Source organism: Mesorhizobium sp. M7A.F.Ca.CA.003.01.2.1 (assembly GCF_003998945.1).
In the GTDB taxonomy this organism is placed as follows: Bacteria; Pseudomonadota; Alphaproteobacteria; order Rhizobiales; family Rhizobiaceae; genus Mesorhizobium; species Mesorhizobium ciceri.
The window spans coordinates 1-1,501 of the sequence record NZ_RZRA01001152.1 but is presented as its reverse complement, the minus strand read 5'-3'; the positions used below and the strand labels follow the sequence as shown (position 1 = coordinate 1,501).

The 1,501-nt window shown below is 67.8% G+C and carries 2 protein-coding genes; both read left to right on the top strand.

The genetic code is table 11. From position 1 onward, the window contains the following. Positions 1-1,116: COG4223 family protein (locus EN969_RS30685; RefSeq protein ID WP_127419713.1), on the top strand; the 1,116-nt coding region annotated here is incomplete at its 5' end. Positions 1,117-1,126: 10 nt separating this feature from the next. Then, positions 1,127-1,501, top strand: a 375-nt coding sequence (locus EN969_RS30680) for a heme biosynthesis HemY N-terminal domain-containing protein (RefSeq protein WP_281060046.1), incomplete at its 3' end; no start/stop codon positions are given.

Genomic DNA, 1,501 nt, shown 5'->3' with positions numbered 1-1,501 from the left:
GCGTCGGCAGCGCAGACCGACGGCAACAAGGCAAAAGCCGAGACACAGGACGAGAAAATGGCGCCAGCCCCTGAAAAGCGTGGCGGCCTCAACGGCATCGCCGCCGGCATCATCGGCGGCGTCATCGCGCTGGTCGGCGCCGGCGGGCTGCAATTTGCCGGCCTGCTCGGCGCGCCGGGCTCCGGCGCCAGCGTCTCGCTCGATGGCGTCAATGGCGACATCGCCTCGCTGAAGACCGAAATCGCCGGCTTGAAGGACGCCGGCGGCAACGGCGATGCAGCGGCGAAGATGGTCGGGCTGTCCTCGGGCCTGGAGCAGGTCAAGGCTGATGTCGCGGCGCTGAAATCGGCTGTCGAGAAAGGTGGAGCAGGCGACGCGGCCGGCGTCACCGCACTGGGCGACAAGGTCGCGCAGATCGAGACGGCGGTCGCCGCCCTCGGCAAGGCGGGCAGCGCGGCGCCGGTCGATCTTGGTCCGCTCACCGAAAAACTGGCAGGCCTCGACGCGCAGGTGAAGTCGGCCGGCGAGGCGGCTACCGCGCAGGATGGCCGGCTGAAAGCGCTGGAGCAGTCTGTGTCGCAGCTGTCCGGCAAGGTCGAGGCGGCGGCGGGACAGCCGAAGATCGCGCTTGCCATCGCGGCGTCGGCCTTGAAGGCGGCGCTTGAGCGTGGCGGGCCGTTTTCGGCCGAACTCGAAACCCTCGCCGCGATTTCGCCTGATGCGCCGCAGCTTGCGGCACTGCGCCCCTATGCCGAAAAGGGCGTTCCAACCCGCGCCGAGATCGCATCGCAGGCTGATGCCGCCGCCAATGCCATGGTCACGGCGGCGACGCCTGTCGATGAGAATGCCGGCTTCGTTCAGAGCCTTCTGTCGAGCGCGCAATCGCTGGTCAAGGTCAGGCCGATCGGCGCCGTCGAAGGCGCCGGCGCACCGGAAACCGTCGCGCGCATGGAGGCGGCGGTCAACCAGGGCGACTACGCCAAGGCACTCAGCGAGTATGAAACGCTGCCCGAGGCCGCCAAGGCCGCGGGCGCCGACTTTGCCGGTAAGCTGAAGGCGCGCATCGAGGTCGAGACCCAGGTCGATGCGCTGATCTCGGGCGCGATGAAGGCATGAGGGCAACACAATGATCCGCCTGCTCGCCTTCCTCATCGTCGTTTTCGCGCTCGGGCTGGGCTTTGCCTGGCTGGCCGACCGGCCGGGCGACATGGTCGTCACTTTCAACGGCTATCAATACCAGGTCAGCCTGATGGTGGCGGCGGTGGCTGTCGTTGCCGTGGTCGCTGCGGTGATGATCCTGTGGTGGCTGCTCAAGTCGCTGTGGAACAGCCCCTACACCATCTCGCGCTATTTCCGTGTCCGCCGCCGCGATCGTGGCTATCAGGCGCTGTCGACCGGCATGATTGCCGCCGGCGCCGGTGATGGCGCGCTGGCCCGCAAGAAGACCAAGGAAGCCGCCAAGCTGATCCGTTCCGACCAGGAGCCGCTGATCCACCTGCTC